We start from the raw sequence: 19,180 nt of genomic DNA, 5'->3' as shown, positions 1-19,180 counted from the left end.
CGCGCCCGCGCCTCGGCCTCGCGCAGCTCGCGCTCCTTGCCCGCCGCGGTCTGCTGGCGGGAGTAGGTCTCCATCTGCTCGACGGCGATCTGCCGGCTGCGCAGCTGCGTCAGGATCTGCTCGATGACGCCGCCGGGCTGGCCGCTGGTCGGCGTGCCGATCAGGACCTCCTGCAGCTCCAGGTTGTAGTGCGCGAATTTCTCCTTCATCTGCTCGCTGGAGAGCTGCTGGATCGAGGAGCGCTCCTGGATCAGCTGGATCAGCGTGCGGGTCTGCCCGATGTTCTTGAAGTAGGCGCTCACCATCGGGTCGAGCGTCTGCTCGACCAGCTTCTTCACGTCGCCGAAGCGCTGGATGACCAGCGGCGCCTTGCGGTAGTCGATGTGCACCACCACCGACAGCGGCAGGCTGGGCTCGAAGGCGTCCTTGGTGATCAGGCTCACCTCGGCCAGGTTCTCGTCGAAGCGGTGCGAGCCGGTCTCGCCCTTGGTCCACTTGAGGATGAAGTTCGTGGTGGGCACCATCAGCGCTTTCCCGGCGTAGGTGTTGAAGGCGTACTTGCCGGGAAGCAGGGGATCGTTCCAGACGCCGCGCTGGCCGCGGGAAACCAGCTCCCCGTGACGGTAGTCGCTGCCCGAGAGGTCGGGGCCCGTGGCGCCGGTGTAGGAGACCACGACGCCGACGTTGCCCACCTCGACCACCGTCTTCGGGATCATCTCCACGGTGGCGAAGAGGCGGTTGATGTAGTAGGTCCCCTCCACCAGCACCTGGAGCTGTCGCCCGCGGGTGCCGCCCGCCAACAGGAACTTGTCGGCGTCCTGGAAGTTGTTGTGGTAGGTCTCGGCGCGGCCGGGATCTTCCCCCACCGTGGGCGCGATGATCTCGCCGCTGGAGAGCGAGGGCCCGTCGTGCACCGTCACGATCCCGACCAGGTCGTCGGCCCCCATGATGGTCACCGGCTGGAAGCCCCCACGCTCGCGGATGACCGCCGCCATCTTGTGGAACACGGCGTCCTCGGCGCGATCCAGCGGCAGGTAGTAGAGCTGGTCCTCCGTGATGACGACGAATTCCGCCAGGTTGATGGCGTAGGTGCCTTCCCGGAGAATGCGCCGCTGCGGCCCTTTTTGCCCTCCGGCTTCCATGAAGGCGACCACGTCCTGGAAGTCGCGCGCCTGGTCGTTCGAAGCGAGGACCTGCGTGGGCGCCAGGTCCCTGCCGTCGCGCGCGAAGACGTAGCCGATCTTCCCCTGGGGGATGGTCACCAGCGGGAGGCGGTGGATGCGGTACTGGAACGGGGTCAGCAGATGCCAGCCGCCGCGCAGGACGTTGGGCTGGAATCCCGCCTCGCCGTGCAGCGCAATCAGCCCCGAGGCGACGGAGCCCTTGCCGCTGATCAGCTTCTCGACCACGCCGACCCGCGTGTTGGGAATGTAGCGAATCCAGCGGGAGAGTGCGACGAGGAGAAAGATGCCTCCCACGAAGCCCGCGGTCAGGACGAGCGCGTGCCTGACGAGCCACTCGAGCAGCCCGACGAACATTGTTTGTAATCCTTTCTCGCGAGGAGAGTTAGGCCGGTATCGCGTAGCCGGTGTGGGCGCTATTATCCGCTTGCCGGCGGGTGCGCGCAAGCAGGGCGGGGACGCGGCGGCGTGCCGCGTAGCAGCTCAAGGAAGGCGGAACAGAGCCTCTGCACCGGCGAGTGGATCCCATTTCAGGATTTCCATCGCGTCGGCGACATACTCTCCACGGCGCATGCCGTTGAGGACGCAGGTCACTCCGGAAACCGATGCGACGCAGTGCAGTGCCTTGCGCGACAGGGTCTGACCGCGCAGCGGTGGAGGAAGGTGGGGATCGAGCCGCGCTGCGATCGCGGTGCTGCGCCGGCGGCTGCGCTCGGCGGCCTGGGATCGGAAAAGGGCAAGCAGGTCGCTCAGCGCGGGCAGGTAACCTTGCAGCCAGGGCTCGAAGAAAGCGGCGGCCTCCTCGGGGAGCTGCGCGCGCAGCGCCTCGACGGCGTGATAGAGGCGCGGCAGGATCTGCTGCTCCTGGATCGCGTCCCAGTGCTCGACGCTGGTAGCACGCCCTTCCAGCCCTTCCAGCTGCTGGCCCCAGTCGAACAGCCTGGGGACCGGTCCTCCTCCTTCGGACTGCAGCCGAGCGCCGATCTCGGCGTCGAACTCCCGCTCCCGTGCGGAGACTTTCGCCAGCGCCTCCTTGAAAGTGAGCGCCGGGGCCTGGTCGGGGAAGTCGGCGAGACGAATCAGCTCCCCCTGGTGGAACGCGTTCAAAGGACGATTCACCAGGATGCCGATGTCTTCCTGGCTCGCCAGTCGGAGCGTCGAGAGATTCCCCGTCCCTTCTTTCAGCATCGTCAAGGGTCCGTGCTCGTACAGGTTCATGGGGAGCTGGGCGACGGCGAAGTGATGCTCTTCGGGAGGAAGGCCCGCATCGACCGCCGCCCGGCGCGCCGCCTCGAGCATTTTCCCCAGCGAGGTGGCCTCGGGATCGGCGGGATCGGCGCCGAACGAGTTCGAGGACACGCCGTACCATGCGGTCCGTCCCGCCTCGACTTCCCGCTCGAGATGGGAGAAGGCCTGCCGCATCCGCCGGTAGAACTCCTCGCGCGCCGATTCGACCGGCTCTCCCTTGCGGTGCGCCTGCTCCAGGAAGTATTCGGGATTGTGGAGGAGGCAGACATCCAGCTTCTGCAGGCCAAGCCGCGCCAGCGAGCGCCCCAGCTGGTCCTCGAGAAAACGCGGATGGACGCAATGCCAGCAGCCCGGCGAGACCTTCACCATCTCGGGGAAAGGGTCGCCCGCCGCCTCGCGCTGCCGGGCGAGGGTCAGATTTCCTCCCTGGACATAGCCAATCTTCGAGACCACGACGATTTCTTCGCGCTCCAGCCGGCCCGCCGAGACTCCTCCGGCCAGTACGGCACCCAGGCACGACTCGCTCTCGCCGTCGGTGTAATTCGTCGAGGTGTCCAGGAGGTTGCAGCCCCGATCGAGGGCGGCGTCGAGGGCCTCACGATGCTCGGGATGGTGCGTGTCGACCCGATACGATCCGAACCCGAGGGCGGAGACCGACAAGCCGGTCCTTCCCAGGATTCGGTAGGCGGCGGGGCGCAATCCGGTTCCGAGGAAGCGCTCGGCCAGGCGGCGCGTCGCGGTGGGAGTGGCGGAAGGTGGGGCGGCGCTCATACAGGCCTCGGCGCCGGCAGCGGAACGATTTCAGCAGGCGCGACGTCTTCCGTGCCGGCCTTCTCGGCGATGCAGATTCCCATCGCCCCGGCCATGACGTCGTGGACCTCCACGCGGGTGAAACCCGCCGCGCGCATCCGCTGCGCCAGCTCCCGCTGGTCCGGAAACTTCGACACCGACATGAAGATGTAGCCGTATGTCTGCGGATCGCGAAAGTAAATCAGGCCGAACAGCGGCAGCATCATCCGGAGATAGGCGAAATAGATCCATGAGAGGACAGGATGCCGCGGGCGTCCAAACTCCAGGCTGGCCAGTCTGCCCGAGGGGCGCAGGACGCGAAAAGCTTCGCGCAGGCCGCGGTCCAGATCGGCGAGATTCCGCAGACCATAGGCGCAGGTCACGGCATCGAACGACGCATCGGGGAAGGGAAGTGACAGCGCATCTCCCTGCTCATAACGGACGGCGAGACCGGGCGGCGTGGCCTGCCGCGCGACCTCGAGCATCTCGGGGGTGAAATCCAGTCCCACCACCTGCATCCTGCCCGGCTGGGCCGCGAGGGCGCGCGCGACATCCCCCGTCCCGCAGCAGAGATCGAGCACCCTGCCCCCGGCACGCGGCGCGATCGATCCGACCAGCCGGCGCTTCCAGCGGCGGTGCATCCCCCAGCTCATCCAGTCATTGACCCGGTCGTAGCGCCGGGCGATGGTTGAAAAGAGCAGGCGCACCTTCTCCGCGCGCTCCGACCCCGGAGCGTAGTAGCGGTTCTCAGGCGCTGCGTCTTCCGCCCGGCTCATGCCTTCTCCCCTGTGGAAGCCAATGCAGAGCTCATCAGAGCATGAAGCCGGAGGCGGCGGCAACCTGACGAGCCCGGGAATATCGCCGGCCGCTCGTTCGTTGACGCTGTCAAAATCGCTCTGCTAGGATCCCTGCACGAAGCGCGGACGCTTTCATCCTCGGATGGACCATGGCCTGGTTCAAGAAAATCAAGAAGCCCAAGACGATCGTCGAGAACAAGCAGCAGCGCGTTCCCGAGGGGCTGTGGGTCAAGTGCGACGGCTGCAAGGAGATCATCTACAAGAAGGAAGTCCTGCGGAACGCCAATGTCTGCCCCAAGTGCAACTACCACTTCCGCATCTCGGCCCTCGAGCGGCTGACGGCGCTGCTTGACGAAGGGCGATACCAGGAGGTGGACACCGACATCTACTCGGTGGACCCGCTCAAGTTCGTCGACACCAAGCCTTACCGCGACCGGCTGCAGGAGTACCGTGAGCGCACCGGCATGACCGACGCGGTCATCAACGTGCGCGGCACGCTGGGCGGCTACCAGGTCATGGTCTCGGCCATGGAATACCGCTTCATGGGCGGCAGCATGGGATCGGTGGTGGGCGAGAAGGTGACGCGCGCGGCCGAGCGCGCCCTGGAAGAGCGCATTCCGCTGATCGTGATCTCCTGCTCCGGCGGCGCCCGCATGCAGGAGGGGTGCCTTTCACTCATGCAGATGGCCAAAATCAGCGCGGCACTTGCCCGCCTCGACGAGGCGCGCGTTCCGTTCATCTCCATCCTCACCGACCCGACCACCGGCGGCGTCACCGCATCCTACGCCATGCTCGGCGATCTGATCGTCGCCGAGCCCAAGGCGCTCATCGGCTTCGCGGGGCCGCGGGTGATCGAGCAGACGATCCGCGAAAAGCTCCCGGAAGGCTTCCAGCGCAGCGAGTTCCTGCTGGAGCACGGCATGCTCGATTTCGTGGTGGAGCGCTCCCGGATGCGCGAGACGCTGATCCAGTGCCTGCGGTTCATGGCCAATCCCGCCGTCCCTGCGCCGGCGCCGCCCCCGGCGGCCGTTCCCGCCGGCTGAGCGGGTTCCCGCCTCCATGAACCATTCCGAATCGCTCGATTACCTCTTCTCTCTGCAGCGCCTCGGCGCCCGCATGGGGACGATCACCGTGCGCTCCCTGCTGGAGGCGATGGGGAACCCGCAGGAGGCCTACCCCTCGGTGCTGATTGCCGGGACCAACGGCAAGGGATCCACCGCGGCCTTCCTGGCGGCGATCCTGAAGCAGGCCGGGATCCGCGCAGGAGTCTACACCTCGCCCCACCTGGTGCGCTTCGAGGAGCGTATCGTCGTGGACGGTACCGAGATTGGCCCGGCGGAGGTCGCCCGCCTCGCCACCGAGCTGCGCGCCTGCATCGATGGAAGCGAGCTGTTCCGTAAGGAGGAATCGCACCCCTCCTTCTTCGAGACCACTACGGCGATGGCATTCCGCCACTTCCAGGAGCAGCGCATCGAGCTGGCCGTCCTTGAGGTCGGGATGGGGGGACGTCTCGACGCCACCAGCGTCGTGGACGCCATCACGTGCCTGTTCACGCCGATCGATCTCGATCACCGCGACATCCTGGGGGACACGCTGCAGGACATCGCCGCCGAGAAGTCGGGGATCCTCAAGACGGAGAGCCGAGCGATCACGGCGCCGCAGCATCCCGAGGTGATGGAAGTGCTGCGCCGGGTGACGGCGGTGCGCGGCGCTGCGCTGGTCGAATCGGAGCGCATCTGGCGCAGCCTGGAGGGGGCGGGAGGGACGCTGACGCTCGTGGCGGGGGCGCAGCCGTCTCGGCGCATCGAATCGATCGCGCTGCCGCTGCCGGGGAGGCACCAGTGGACCAACGCCGTCCTGGCGGCCGCGGCGGCGACCGCGCTGCCCGGCTTCCGGGAGCGGATCTCGGATGAGAGCATCGGCCGCGGACTGGCGTCAGCGACCTGGCCGGCGCGCTGCGAGGTGGTCGCCGAGCGTCCGACGGTCCTGCTGGACGGCGCGCACAACCCCGCGGCCGCCCAGGCGCTGCACGGCCACCTGGTGGAGCAGTACACCTCTTCGGGCAGGAAGATCATCATGATCTTCGGGGCGATGCAGGACAAGGACCTGCCCGGGATCATGGAGCCGCTTTTCCGCTGCGCCTCCCGGGTCATCCTGGCGCGCGCCGAGACGCCGCGGGCTGCCGATCCACGCATTCTCGAAGGATTGGCGCGGCGCTATCACGGCTCGGTGCTCGCCGCCCCCAGCCTGGGCGCGGCGCTGTCCACCGCCTACGCCGAAGCCGGACCGGACGATGTCATCTGCATCACCGGGTCCCTTTATCTCGTCGGCGACGTCAAGGCGATCCTCGCCGGCGGCGAGCCGCGCAGCCGCCAGGCTCTCTAGGCCCTATCCTTTCGAGGCTTCTCAGGATTTCGCCGGACGTGAAGCTTCGTGGACGAAGTCGACGAGCGTGGCGACGGCGTCCACGGGGGTCTCGGGAAGGATGCCGTGGCCAAGGTTGAAGATGTGACCCGGCCGGCCGCCGGCGCGATTCAGGACGTCCTGCGCTTCGGCGCGTATCACGTTCGCATTGGCGAAGAGCACCGCCGGATCCAGGTTTCCCTGGATGGCCCGGTCGGACCCGATCTTCGTCCAGGCCTCGTCCAGAGGGATCCGCCAGTCGGCTCCCACCACGTCCCCGCCCGCCAGCGCCATGGCGCTCAAGAGCATCGACGTCTCGGTGCCGAAATGGATGAGTGGAACTCCCAGAGGGCGCAGGGCCTCGAACACGCGCCTCGAGTAGGGCGCCGCGAAGCGCTCGTACTGGCCCGGCGACAGGTTCCCCGCCCAGCTGTCGAAGATTTGCAGCGCCTGCGCTCCCGCCTCCGCCTGGGCTTCGAGATAGGCGACCACGGTGTCGGCCAGGTGTCTCATCAGGGGCTCCCACAGCTCCGGCGCGTCCAGCATCATCGCCTTGGTCCAGCGGAAGCGGCGTGGGGAGCGACCCTCGATAAGATAGCTAGCCAGGGTGAAGGGCGCGCCTGCAAAGCCGATGAGCGGCACCTTGCCGCCCAGCTCGCCCCGTATCAGCCGGATCGACTCGAGGACGAAGCCGGCGTCGCGCACCGCGTCGAAGACACGCAGGGCGCGGATCTGCTTTTCCGTCCGGAGGGGATCGTCGATCACGGGGCCGACGTTCTCCTCGATGCGGAACGGGACCCCCAGCCCCCAAGCCGGCACCATGATATCGGAGAAGAGGATCGCCGCATCGAGCGCGAAGCGGCGCACCGGCATCAGAGTCACCTGCGCCGCCAGATCCGGCTGCTTCGCCAGGTCGAGCATGGCATGGCGCTCGCGCAGCTTGCGGTACTCGGGAAGGTAGCGCCCCGCCTGCCGCATGATCCAGATCGGCGTGCAGTCGGTCGCCTCCCGGCGGCAGGCGCGCAGGAAGCGCGCCGAGGAGGGATCTTTTTCGGTCGGCATGCGGAGATTCCTCGTGAATCGGTCCGGACTGCCGTGCCGGCATCCCGGACGGATCAGGCCCGCAGCAGCTCCAGGCTGCGCAGGGCGACGTAGATGCCGAAGCCGGCGAGCATCACCACGCTGACGTAGGCGATGGCCGCGGCGGTGTGACGGAACCTGCTCCCCATCCAGCGGAACGCCTGAGTGATGGCGATGCTGTAGATCACCAGCGCTACGAACATCCCCGCCACGCCCCCCCACTTCAGGGTCGCCAGCAGCAACGCCCCGTTCGCCATCCACCAGGCAAAAGAAAAGGGACTGGTGAGGACGGTCAGAAGCCCAAGGCGGTACGAGCCGCGCAACGCCGTCTCCTGCACCCCCGCGCGCGCCGCGCGCAGCGCCCCCCAGGCCATCCAGAAGAGCAATCCGGCGCCGCCCAGCCCCAGGATCCCCACGATCCGCGGCCGATCCCCGAGGAAAGTGATGAAGCCCAGCGTCACCAGCGACAGCCAAATGGCGTCGGCGGTAATCGCGCCCAGCGCCGTCAGCAGCGATTCGCGGCTGCGGCCGCGCGAGGCGGCCGTGGCCATGACCGCCATCACCGGGCCGGGCGGCGCCGCCAGCGTAAACCCCAGGACCGCCCCTGCGAAGATTTCTTTCATGATCGACGCCGTCCGGGATCTTCGTAGCTCGCGCGCCGGTGGGCTTCCACCGGATCGAGGCCCTCGGCGATGGAGCGCCTCAAGGCTTCCTCGGCCTCGGCGCAGGCGCGCGCCAGGCCCACCAGCTCGGCAGCCTGCTCGTGCGGCAGGACGACGACGCCGTTCTCGTCCGCCGCCACGAAATCGCCGCGCCTCACGGGCACGCCCGCCAGCGATATCGGATCCCCGAAGCCTCCGAAGGCGCAGCGTCCGCGGATCGACTGCTGCACGACGCCGCGGCCGTAGGCGGGGAAATCGAGCACCCGCATCTCGTCCACATCGCGCGTCACGCCGTCCAGGACGACCCCGCGCAACCCGCGCCGCTGGGCGGTGAAGGCGGCAATCCCGCCGAAGGAGTTCACATCCAACCGCCCGCCGTGATCGATCACCAAAAGATCGCCTTTCCCGGCCGTGGTGATGGCACGCAGCGTCCCCTCGACCGGCGACTCGTCGCCGGAATCGACCAGCTTCATGGTCATGGCCCGCCCCGCCACCTTGCCGCAGCCGTGCCACAGCGGCACCAATCCGCGTGGCGCCCCGGCAATGCCCAGCCGGTCCAGAGCGTCGGAGAGATTGCACACCGACAGCTCCCAAATCCAGCGCAGGATCTCGGCCTGGTTCATCGCAGCACCTCCCGGTGGCGGAAGCAGCCGACCAGGTGATCGTTCACCATCCCGGTCGCCTGCATCATGGCGTAGCAGATGGTCGAGCCGACGAAGCGGAAGCCGCGCCTGCGCAGCTCGCGGCTCATGGCGTCGGATTCCGGCGAGGTGGCGGGGACCTGCGAGGGGGAGCGAAACCGATGGATCCGCGGGCGATGGTCCACGAAGCGCCACAGGAAGGCATCCAGGCTCCCGAACTCCTCGCGCACCGCAAGAGCGGCCCGGGCGTTGCTCACGGCGGATTCGATCTTCAGCCGATTGCGGATGATGCCGGGATCGCCCAGCAGCGCCCGAATCTTCGCCGCCGAGTAGCGCGCCACCTTCTCCGCCTCGAAGCGGTCCATGGCTTTCCGGTAGTTCTCCCGCTTCTTCAGGATGGTTTCCCAGCTCAGTCCCGCCTGGGCCCCTTCCAGGACCAGGAACTCGAACAAGGCCCGATCGTCGTGCAGCGGCACGCCCCATTCGCGGTCGTGGTAGGCGATGCTCAGATCGGTCCGGGCCCAGTGGCAGCGGCGCGGCGGCTCGGATCGCTTCATCGGAATCCTCGCTGCGCCCCGCGCACCTCGAGGGGGGCGACGACCCGGCGGTGCCGATCGAACCAGGCGGGCCAGACGAACAGCAGGCTCATGGCCAGCGCGGTGATCGCCAGGACCCGCACGCTTGGGGGCGGCGGTCCGATCAGGTTCGCGGCGTAGGCTACCGCCAGCGTCGCCACGAAGGCCGCGTAGCCCCACCGGCCCATCCGATCCGCCGGATCGGTGTTTTCCTGGTAGATCCAGACCCCCGCCATGAACATCATCGATTCGACCATCACCGTCGCGATCACCGAGCTCCACAGGCCGAGCCCCACCTTCGGCCCGCCCCAGGGGAGCACCGGCATGTCGGGACGGTGGCTCACGAAATCGAGCACCCAGTGGCTCAAGACGCCGGCACCGATGCACCATCCGCCGCGGCGGTAGCCTGTCGCCGTGGCGTAGATCAGCCCTGCCAGGCCCGCCCACAAGACGACCATCACCAGGCTGTGGGACAACGGATAGCTCTCGAAATCGAGCGGCGTGACGGCCGTGTTCCCCGGGTCGATTGCCACGCGCTCCCAGCCGAGCAGAAGGAAAATCGGCCAGAGGATGTCCGGGAAGCAGGCGGCGGCCATGAGCAGCCCGAGCGAGGTGCCCGGCGCGGCGCGCTTGGCCGCGAAGCCGACGGCAAAATGGCCGATGAACATCGTCTTCCCTCCCCCGGCCGCGGCCGAACCTCGCGGGTGAGGCGCCATTGTAGTGGATCCCGGCCCTGCGGCACCTCCGCGGCGCCTGTGCTAAGATTTTCGAGGCCGCTCCCTCAAAAACCGCGCGGTAAGAGTGTTTGATGCCCTGGTTCTCCCACAGGCACGCCTCGTCTTCCCTGACACGCTGGCTTCTCTACAGCTCGCTCGCGCTGGCGGTGTACGCGGTTGCCGGCTTTCTGGCGGCCCCCTATTTCGCCCGCCCCTACCTGACGCGGACCCTCTCCACGCTGCTGCACCGGGACGTTTCGCTGCAGCGGCTGCGGATCAACCCCTTCGCCCTGTCGGCGACGGCCGACGGCTTCCTGGTGAAGGACCCCGACGGGTCGATTTTCATCGGCTGGGATCGCCTCTACGTCAACTTCCAGCTCGTCTCGCTGGTCTCGGATGCCTGGAGCTTCCGGCAGATCCAGCTGACCAACTTCACGGGCCATCTGGTGATGCGCAAGGACGGATCGCTCAACGTCTCCGACATCATCGATTCGCTGTCGCAACAGCCCGCAACGTCTCAGCCTCCTTCGGAGCCGCCGTTGTTCCGGGTGGGGCGCCTGCGGATCGAGGATGCCCGGATGGACTTCCTGGATCGCTCCCGCCCGGCGGAATTCCGCACGCAGCTCGGCCCGCTGCGCATCGACCTGCGCGAGTTCGGCACGAGTCGTGACAACAAGAACCCCTACGCCTTCTATGGGAAGACCGAGTCGGGCGAGAGCTTCTCCTGGAAAGGGTATTTCTATCTCGATCCGATCCGGTCCAAGGGGGAGTTCACGATCGGCAACTTCCTGCTCGGCAAGTACCATCCCTACTACAGCGACAGCGTCGCCTTCGACATCAAGGGGGGAACCGCCGATTTCGCCTCCGCCTACGAGCTGGAGTGGGGTCCCGCCCGCCGGGTCGCGCGACTCGAAGGCGCCGATCTCAAGATCAAGGATCTGAAGATTTCCGAGCGCGGGCTGGAGGAGCTGGCCGTGGACGTCCCGACCGTGGAGATGAGCGGGGGCGTGGTCGACGGTCTTACGGGAAGAGCGCGCGTCGCCTTGCTCGACACGAGCGGCGGGTCGCTGATCATTCGGCAATACCCGGACAGGACCAACAATCTGCGACGCATGCTGGCGCCGCTGCTGGAGGGTGAGACCGAGGTCCTCCCCGCCGCCGAACGAGCCGCCGCGAAACCCGCGCCTCCGCCCGCCCCCGCCGGCACGGCGGACTCCGCGGAGCCACAATACCGGATCGAGGAGGTCCGATTCCGTGACTACAAGGTGCTGGCGGAGGACCAGGTGCCCAAACGCCCGGTGCAGGTCCACTTCGACCGGGTGAACATGGACATGCACAACGTGGACAACCGTCTCGAGACCACCTCGAACGGCACACTTTCCCTGCGCTGGGAGCAGGGAGGCACCGTCTCTCTCGCCGGCGACCTGGCGATTCTCAAGCTGCAGTGCAAGCTCAAGGCGAAGATGGACGGCATCGACATCACGCCCCTCGACCCTTACCTCGAGCCGACGGCCGACCTGCGCGTCCGCTCCGGCAAGCTGACGGTGGACGGCGAGGTGCAGGCCAGCCTCCTCGATCCGGCCCATCCGACCTTCGCCTACGTCGGCAGCGTGGTCCTGGAGGATTTCGCCACGGAGGACTCCGCGAAGCGCGGGGAGTTCCTGAAGGTGAAGCGTCTGGAGATTACGCCGCTCGACTACTCCCTGGATCCCCCCCACATGAAGATCGGCGAGATGACAGCGCAGGACCCCAGCGGCAGGCTGGCCATCGAGAACGACGGAAAGATCAACGTCTTCACCGTGCTGCGGATGGACCAGACACCCATTCCCGAGGATGCCGTCGCCGAGCCGGCCGATCCGGCGGGCACCGACAGTGAGGCTCCGTCCGCGGCGCCGGCTCCTGCGGCCGCCAAGCCTGCACCCTCTCCTGCGTCTGACACCGGCGAGATCACCATCAAGCGGATCCGCCTGCGCAATGGCCGCCTCTCCTACGAGGATCGCTCGGTGCAGCCGGCAGTGAGTCTGGCGCTGACGCGAGTGAGCGGCACCATCGCGGGATTGTCCTCGAAGGAGCTGGCCCGGGCCGACGTCGACGTCGAGGCGCGATTGGAGAATGTCGCGGCGGTGAAGCTGTCGGGAAAGATCAATCCGCTGATCGAGAACCAGTACACCGACCTGACGCTGGAGGCGAAGGGCGCCGACCTGATGCCGATGGCGCCTTACTGCGGCAAGTATCTCGGCTACGAGTTCAGGAAGGGGAAGCTGGACCTGGCGATGAAGTACCTGGTGAACAGCCGAAACCTGCAGGCCAGCAACCTGATTACCATCGACCAGCTGACGCTCGGCGAGAAGGTCCCCAGCCCTGACGCAACCGGGCTCCCCGTGAAGCTCGGGATCGCCCTGCTGAAGGACCGTAACGGCGTCATCGAGCTGGACGTCCCGGTCGAGGGGAACCTGGACGATCCCAAGTTCCGCCTCGGTCGCGTCATCATGCACGCCATCGGCGTCGTCTTCACGAAGCTGGTCACTTCCCCCTTCCGGCTGCTGGCGCGAGCCTTCGGCGGCTCGGAGGAGGACCTCAGCTTCCTGCAGTTCGATCCCGGATCCGACGCGCTGACGCCGGCGGTCGAGGAGAAGCTGAACCTGCTCGTGACCTCGCTGTACGAGCGGCCGGCGCTGTCGCTGGCGATCCATGGCTCGACGGAGGAAACCGCCGACCGCGAAGGATTGAAACGAAAGAAGCTCGAAGACCTGCTGCGGCGCGAGAAGTGGGAAGAGATGAGCAAGAAGGAGCGCGCCGCCACGCCGCTGGAGTCGGTGACCGTCAGCGACTCCGAAAAGGCGGCGCTCGTGAAGCCGGTTTTCAAGACCGCCTGGTCGAAGGGAATCGCGGCGCTCGTGCCCGGTTCCGCGGTCGCGGCACCGGACAAAGCCGAGGGAGAGAAGCCGGAAGCGCCGGAAGAGATGGAGGACTGGCTACTGGCCCGATTGGAGGTCAGCACCGACGACCTGCGCCAGCTCGCCGCCCGCCGCGCCGCCGCCGTGCGCGATTACGTTCTCGCCACTCAGAAGGTCGAAGCGGAGCGGTTGTTCCTCACCGAGGAGAAGCCCGCAGACGCCGGCGACGGCTGTCGCGTCACCCTGGCGCTGAATTAGTGTCGCGCACCAGAAATCGCGTTACATTCGGCCGTCGATCCATCCCGCCTCGCTGCGTTGCGTCTCGCTTGCGTACCGCTTTGGGTACGCGGCGCTTCGACGCGCCTTGCGATCCGGGCGGTTCGACGGCCTCGGTGTTAACTCGATTTCTGATACGCGACACTAGGCGCGCGACGAAACGGCGGCGAAACCGGTGGCGTCAGGCGGCGAGCCATCCGAGAGGTAGCTCGCGGGTGACCTCGCACTTCCCTCAGGACGTGGCGGTAGACCCGGGGAAATCACTCTATCCGGCTCCCGGTCAGATCCCCCTTCGTGCTAACATGCGCTCCTCGAAAAGGATGGAAGAATCCCCGTGTCGCCGGCTCCCGGCCGGCGCAGCCGATAACGTCCATTAGCCCTGAAGCGGGCGGCACCGTGTCGAAATCCCCTTCTCACGCATGAATCCCGATCCGGCGAGGCCGGCCAGAGTCGATCCCGATGCCCTCGAGCGGGAGCTGGTCGACACCCTCCTTTCGCTTCTCGGCAAGCTCCCGCCCGACGCGACGCGCAACGACTGGTACCTGACGCTCGCCTACGTCGTGCGCACTCGGCTGCTGCAGCGCTACGTCCGGACGCGCCAGCGGATCCGCCAGGAAGGGACGCGTGTCATCGGGTATCTGTCGGCCGAGTACCTGCCGGGACCGCAGCTCGGCTACAACCTCGCCGTCATGGGTCTGCAGGAAGAGGCGCGCTCCGCCGTGAGCGCGCTCGGCCAGGATCTCGAGTTTCTCCTCGAGCGCGAGGCGGAGCCGGGGCTGGGCAACGGCGGTCTGGGCCGGCTCGCCGCCTGCTTCCTCGATTCCCTGGCGACCCTCGACCTGCCGGCGATCGGCTATGGCATCCGCTACGAGTTCGGCATCTTCTCGCAGCAGATCGTGGACGGCTGGCAGGTGGAGACTCCCGACAACTGGCTGCGCTCCGGCAACCCCTGGGAGATCCCGCGCCCCGAGATCACCTATTCCGTCGGCCTGGGCGGGCACACGGAGCCTTATAAGGACGAGCGCGGCGGCTTCCGGGTGCGCTGGGTGCCGGGGCGCGTCGTGGTGGGGGTGGCGCACGACTCGCCGGTGGCGGGGCTGCGCGACTCCGCGGCCAACCTGATGCGGCTCTGGAGGGCGGAGGCGAGCGAGTCGTTCGACTTCCGCGCCTTCAACCTGGGGGATTACGTCGGGGCGGTCCACTCCAAGGTGCTGTCGGAGAACATCACCAAGGTCCTCTATCCGAATGACACCTCGCTGCCGGGCAAGCAGCTGCGTCTGGAGCAGCAATACTTCTTCGTGGCCTGCTCGCTGCGCGACATGCTGCGAATCCACCTGGGCTCGGGCAAAGACGCTGCCTCGTTCCCGCAGAAATTCGCGGTGCAGCTCAACGACACCCACCCCGCCATCGCCATCGCCGAGCTGATGCGGCTGCTGGTGGACGAGCATGCGTTGGAGTGGCGCCGCGCCTGGGAGATCACGCGGCAGACCTTCTCCTACACCAATCACACCCTGCTGCCGGAAGCCCTGGAGAAGTGGCCGGCCTCGCTGCTGTCGCGGATGCTGCCGCGCCACCTCGAGATCATCCTGGAGATCAACCACCGCTTCCTGCACGAGGTGCGTCGGTCCTTCCCGGGAGACGAGGAGCGCACGGCGCGCTTGTCGCTGGTCGAGGACGACGGCGAGCGCCGCGTCCGCATGGCGCACCTGGCGGCCGCCGGGAGCCACTCCATCAACGGCGTGGCTCCGATGCACACCTCTCTGCTCCAGGGGGAGGTCCTCAAGGACTTCTTCGATCTCGCGCCCGAGAGGTTCCACAACGTCACCAACGGCGTGTCGCCACGTCGCTTCATGCTGCTCAGCAACCCGCTCCTCGCGGCGCTGCTGGACCGGCACCTCGATCGCGGCTGGCCGGTCCTCCTGGAGGAGGAGCTGCCGCGCCTGGAGCGGCTGGCGGATGATGCCGGCTTCCGCGAGGAATGGCGCGACATCAAGCTGCAGAACAAGCGCCGCCTGGTGACCTTCCTCAAGGAGAGGACCGGGGTCCGGATCGACCCGGAGGCGCTGCTGGACGTCCAGGTGAAGCGCATCCACGAGTACAAGCGCCAGCACCTCAACCTGCTGCACGTCATCTCGCTCTATCTCCTGCTGAAGCGCGACCCGGGCGCCGGCGGCCCGCCACGCACCTTCCTTTTCGGAGGCAAGGCGGCCCCGGGGTACTTCATGGCGAAGCTCATCCTGCGCCTGATCCATGGCGTGGCCGAGACGGTGAATGGTGACAAGGCGATGGCCGGCCGCCTCAAAGTGGTCTTCGTGCCCGACTTCAACGTGAAGACCGGGCAGCGCATCTACCCTGCAGCCGACATCTCGGAGCAGATCTCGACCGCCGGGACCGAGGCATCGGGAACCGGGAACATGAAATTCGCGTTGAACGGAGCCCTGACGCTGGGGACGCTGGACGGCGCGAACGTGGAGATCCGCTCCGCGGTGGGCGAGGAGAACTTCTTCAGCTTCGGATTGACGGTGGGCGAGGCGGCGGCGCTGCGCCGCGGCGGTTACTCTCCGGCGCAATTCCTCGAATCCGACCCGCAGCTGCGCGAGGCGGTCGAGAGCCTGACCTCGGGAATCTTCTCGCGCGGCGACCGCGACCTGTACCGGCCGCTCGTCGACTCGCTGCTGGGACGCGACGAGTTCCTGCTGCTGGCCGATTACCGCAGCTACCTGGAGGCCCAGAAAGCCGTGGGCGCCGCCTTCCTCGACAGCGACGCCTGGACGCGGCGCTCCATTCTGAACGTGGCCCGCTGCGGCTATTTCTCCTCGGACCGCGCGGTGCGCCAGTACTGCGAGAGAATCTGGGGAGTGTTCGTCTCGACCGTGAACGCCTGATACGCGTCTCTTCCAAATCTGTGCCAGGGCGTCTTCCTTGACCCGGCCTCGGAAGCCTGCTTAGATGGCTGCCGCATGAAGCTGCATTTTCACGGCGCCGCGCGCACCACGACGGGCTCGCTCTACCTGCTGGAGATCGGCGGGAAGAAGCTCGTCCTGGAGTGCGGCCTGTACCAGGGGAAGCGCGCCGAATCGGTGGCGCGTAACACCGGATTTCCGTTCGATCCCGCCACGGTCAACGCCGTCGTCCTGAGCCACGCCCACATCGACCACTCCGGGAACCTGCCCAACCTGGTGAAGCGCGGGTTTTCCGGCGACATCGTCTGCACCTTCGCGACGCGCGATCTGGCCAGCATCATGCTGGTCGACTCCGCCAACATCCAGGAATCGGATGCCGAGTACGTGTCGCGCCAGCTGGCGAAGAAGGGGCAGCCGCCCGTGAAGCCGCTTTACACGGTGGCCGACGCCGACAAGGCGCTGCGCCAGTTCCTGGCGGTCGGGTACGACCGGCCGATGCGCGTGATGGACGGCGTCACGGTCACCTTCAAGGATGCCGGCCACATCCTGGGCTCGGCGCAGGTCATCCTGGACCTGGAGGAGGGGGGCCGTAAGCTGCGCTTCCTCTTCACCGGCGATCTGGGGCGCGGCAACGACCCGATCCTGCGGGACCCGGAGCCGATCGACGCCGTGGACGTGCTGCAGATCGAGAGCACCTACGGGACACGCGAGCACGAGGACAAATCGGACGCGGCCGAGAAGCTCCTGACCATGGTGGTCGAGACGCTGAAGAACGGCGGCAAGGTCATCGTTCCCGCCTTCAGCATCGGCCGCACCCAGCAGTTCGTCTACGGGCTGCACAAGGCGATGATCGCCAAGAAGGTGCCGCCGGTGCCTGCCTTCGTCGACTCGCCCCTGAGCGTCAATGCCACCGAGATCCACCGGCTGCATCCGGAGTGCTTCAACGAGGAGGTCTACCGCTTCCTGCGCGAGGTGGCGAATCCCTTCGAGATGGAGAACCTCACCTACGTGCGCGATTCCGGCTCCTCGAAGCGTCTGAACAGCCTCAAGGGACCCGCCATCATCATCAGCGCCTCGGGGATGGCGGAGGCGGGCCGCATCCGCCACCACCTGGTGCACGGTCTCGGGGACCCGAAGAACCTGGTGCTGTTCATCGGCTACTGCGCTCACGACACTCTGGGCGAGGCGCTGCTGGCGGGGAAGAACCCGGTCATGATCTTCGGCGAGCCGGTGCAGGTGAAGGCCCGCATCGCCCACGCCGATTACCTCTCGGGCCACGCCGATCGCAGCGAACTGCTGGATCATGTGACGAAGAAGCTCTCGGGAGCGATCCGCCGGATCTTCGTGATCCATGGCGAGGAGAACGAATCGCTGGGGCTGGCGGAGGGGCTGCGCGGTGTCAAGCCGGATGCCGAGGTGCTGGTGCCGACCCGCGGCCAGGCCGTGGACCTATGAAGCGGGGGCGACGCGCGACGGCGTAGCAGCGGCGCGCGAGCGCTGGTAAACGTAGTTCATTTCCCCCAGCCGCTCGGCGAGCGCCGGGCTGAGGCTTCCCGGCTGCATGCGCCAGGACCAGGATCCGGAGGGTCTCCCCGGCAGGTTCATGCGCGATCCGCTGTCCAGGTCCAGGATGTCCTGCATCGGCGCCAGGGCCAGCACGGCGCACGAGGCCCAGGCGGCCCGAATCAAATCCCACGCGATGTCGCTTCCATCCCTTCCCAGGTAACGCCGGCAAAAGCTCTTCTCGTCCTTCCCGGCGGTGCCGAACCAGCCGCGGGTCGTGTCGTTGTCGTGCGTCCCGGTGTAGACGACGCAATGGCACGGATAGGCGTGCGGCAGGAACGGGTTCTCGGGATCCGTGAAGGCGAACTGCAGGACGCGCATCCCCGGCAGAGAGAAGCGGTCCCGCAATGCCTCCACATCGGCCGTGATGACCCCGAGGTCCTCCGCCACGAAGGGCAGATCGCCCAGCTCCTCCTGAATCCTCTCGAACAGTGCCGCCCCCGGTCCGGGCACCCAGGAGCCGTTTTGTGCCGTGGGACTTCCGGCCGGGATTTCCCAGGCCGCGGCAAAGCCGCGGAAATGATCCAGCCGAGCCAGGTCCGCCAGTCTCAGAGTGGAGCGCAGCCGCGCCTTCCACCAGGCGAAGTCCTGGGCGGCATGGGCCTCCCAGCGGTACAGCGGGTTTCCCCAGAGCTGGCCGGTTTTCGAGAAATAGTCGGGCGGGACCCCCGAGATGGCCGACGGCGTGCCCGATTCGTCCAGCAGGAACAAATCGGGGTGGGCCCAGACGTCGGCGCTGTCGGAGGCCACGAAGATCGGCACGTCCCCGAAGATGCCGACGCCATGCTCGGCGGCGTAGCCCTTCAGCGCCTCCCACTGCTGGAAGAAGACGAACTGGCGGAAGGCGTGCTTCTCCACCGAGCCTCCCAGCCGCGACCGCGACCGCTCCAGGGCGGCGGGCTCCCGGTGCCTCACCTCGTTCGGCCACTCGTCCCAGCGGGCTCCCTGCTGTGCCTCCTTGAGCGCCATGAAGAGGGAAAGATCGTCCAGCCAGGATTGCTCGCGCGCGCGAAACTCCTCCAGCTCCCGGCGGTCCGCGGGTGCGGCCACGGAGCGGAAGCGCTCGAAGGCGGCGTCCAGGAGCGCCGATTTCCACGGGATCAGCGTACTGAAATCCACGCTTCCCTCGCGCGCGCCGGGCGCGGGGGCCATCTCGGGCAACCAGCCCCGCTCCCGCAGGATCTCCGGGCTGATGAGATAGGGATTGCCGGCGAAGGCCGAGAAAGACTGATAAGGGGAATTGTCGAAGCCGGTGGGCCCCAGCGGAAGCAACTGCCACCAGCCGCAGCCGGAGGCTTGCAGGAAATCGACAAAGCGGCGCGCCTCGCCGCCGAGATCTCCGATGCCCATCCCCCCGGGCAGCGACGAAGGGTGCAGAAGGATTCCGGAGGCACGCTCGAGCTTCATCTCGATCTCCGCAGCGCGGAGTGCCGCCCGGTCTTCTTTCTC

Annotated in this window: 14 protein-coding genes; 5 read left to right on the top strand and 9 right to left on the bottom strand. The window is 67.3% G+C overall.

The features are described from left to right. The 3 genes from VFW45_00340 to ubiE all read right to left on the bottom strand — a co-directional run. Positions 1-1,538: SPFH domain-containing protein (locus tag VFW45_00340; GenBank protein HEU5179211.1), on the bottom strand; the 1,538-nt coding region annotated here is incomplete at its 3' end. A gap of 126 nt (positions 1,539-1,664) precedes the next feature. Beyond that, complete coding sequence (locus VFW45_00335; protein HEU5179210.1) at positions 1,665-3,200, bottom strand: aldo/keto reductase; 1,536 nt, start codon at positions 3,198-3,200, stop codon at positions 1,665-1,667. Then, a complete protein-coding gene (ubiE, locus tag VFW45_00330) occupies positions 3,197-3,994 on the bottom strand; it encodes a bifunctional demethylmenaquinone methyltransferase/2-methoxy-6-polyprenyl-1,4-benzoquinol methylase UbiE (protein ID HEU5179209.1) in 798 nt (265 codons plus the stop codon). Before ubiE ends, VFW45_00335 begins: the two co-directional genes overlap by 4 nt. A 170-nt stretch (positions 3,995-4,164) precedes the next feature. Between ubiE and accD the strand changes: the two genes are divergently transcribed. After that, on the top strand, positions 4,165-5,058 hold the full coding sequence (gene accD / locus VFW45_00325; protein ID HEU5179208.1) for an acetyl-CoA carboxylase, carboxyltransferase subunit beta: 894 nt from the start codon (positions 4,165-4,167) through the stop codon (positions 5,056-5,058). A gap of 16 nt (positions 5,059-5,074) precedes the next feature. Then, entirely contained in the window at positions 5,075-6,400 is a 1,326-nt protein-coding gene (locus VFW45_00320) for a folylpolyglutamate synthase/dihydrofolate synthase family protein (GenBank protein ID HEU5179207.1), read from the top strand. Between the two features lie 21 nt (positions 6,401-6,421). On the opposite strand, the gene hemE is transcribed toward VFW45_00320, so the two are convergent. Genes hemE through VFW45_00295 form a run of 5 tightly spaced genes read right to left on the bottom strand, consistent with a single transcriptional unit; the run spans position 6,422 to position 10,044 of the window. Then, entirely contained in the window at positions 6,422-7,480 is a 1,059-nt protein-coding gene (gene hemE / locus VFW45_00315) for a uroporphyrinogen decarboxylase (protein HEU5179206.1), read from the bottom strand. A gap of 53 nt (positions 7,481-7,533) precedes the next feature. After that, positions 7,534-8,121, bottom strand: a complete 588-nt coding sequence (locus VFW45_00310) for a LysE family transporter (GenBank protein ID HEU5179205.1) — start codon at positions 8,119-8,121, stop codon at positions 7,534-7,536. Further along, positions 8,118-8,783: an RraA family protein gene (locus tag VFW45_00305; GenBank protein ID HEU5179204.1), complete on the bottom strand. Its 666-nt coding sequence runs from the start codon at positions 8,781-8,783 to the stop codon at positions 8,118-8,120. Before VFW45_00305 ends, VFW45_00310 begins: the two co-directional genes overlap by 4 nt. Further along, complete coding sequence (locus VFW45_00300) at positions 8,780-9,358, bottom strand: DNA-3-methyladenine glycosylase I (protein ID HEU5179203.1); 579 nt, start codon at positions 9,356-9,358, stop codon at positions 8,780-8,782. Before VFW45_00300 ends, VFW45_00305 begins: the two co-directional genes overlap by 4 nt. After that, entirely contained in the window at positions 9,355-10,044 is a 690-nt protein-coding gene (locus tag VFW45_00295; protein HEU5179202.1) for a metal-dependent hydrolase, read from the bottom strand. Before VFW45_00295 ends, VFW45_00300 begins: the two co-directional genes overlap by 4 nt. A gap of 140 nt (positions 10,045-10,184) precedes the next feature. On the opposite strand from VFW45_00295, the gene VFW45_00290 reads away from it, so the two are divergent. The 3 genes from VFW45_00290 to VFW45_00280 all read left to right on the top strand — a co-directional run bounded on the left by VFW45_00290 (position 10,185) and on the right by VFW45_00280 (position 17,623). Further along, a complete protein-coding gene (locus tag VFW45_00290; protein ID HEU5179201.1) occupies positions 10,185-13,247 on the top strand; it encodes a DUF748 domain-containing protein in 3,063 nt (1,020 codons plus the stop codon). Positions 13,248-13,684: 437 nt separating this feature from the next. Next, entirely contained in the window at positions 13,685-16,150 is a 2,466-nt protein-coding gene (locus VFW45_00285; protein ID HEU5179200.1) for a glycogen/starch/alpha-glucan phosphorylase, read from the top strand. Between the two features lie 75 nt (positions 16,151-16,225). Further along, positions 16,226-17,623 (top strand): MBL fold metallo-hydrolase, encoded by a 1,398-nt coding sequence (locus tag VFW45_00280; protein ID HEU5179199.1) that lies wholly within the window; start codon positions 16,226-16,228, stop codon positions 17,621-17,623. Here the strand turns inward: VFW45_00280 and malQ are convergent. Next, entirely contained in the window at positions 17,618-19,138 is a 1,521-nt protein-coding gene (gene malQ, locus VFW45_00275; protein HEU5179198.1) for a 4-alpha-glucanotransferase, read from the bottom strand. The two genes, VFW45_00280 and malQ, sit on opposite strands and share 6 nt — an antisense overlap. Positions 19,139-19,180 lie beyond the last annotated feature (42 nt).

The organism is Candidatus Polarisedimenticolia bacterium (genome assembly GCA_035764505.1).
GTDB lineage: Bacteria > Acidobacteriota > Polarisedimenticolia > Gp22-AA2 > AA152 > AA152.
The sequence above is the reverse complement of the archived record's forward strand: the minus strand, read 5'-3'. Positions and strand labels throughout refer to the sequence as shown.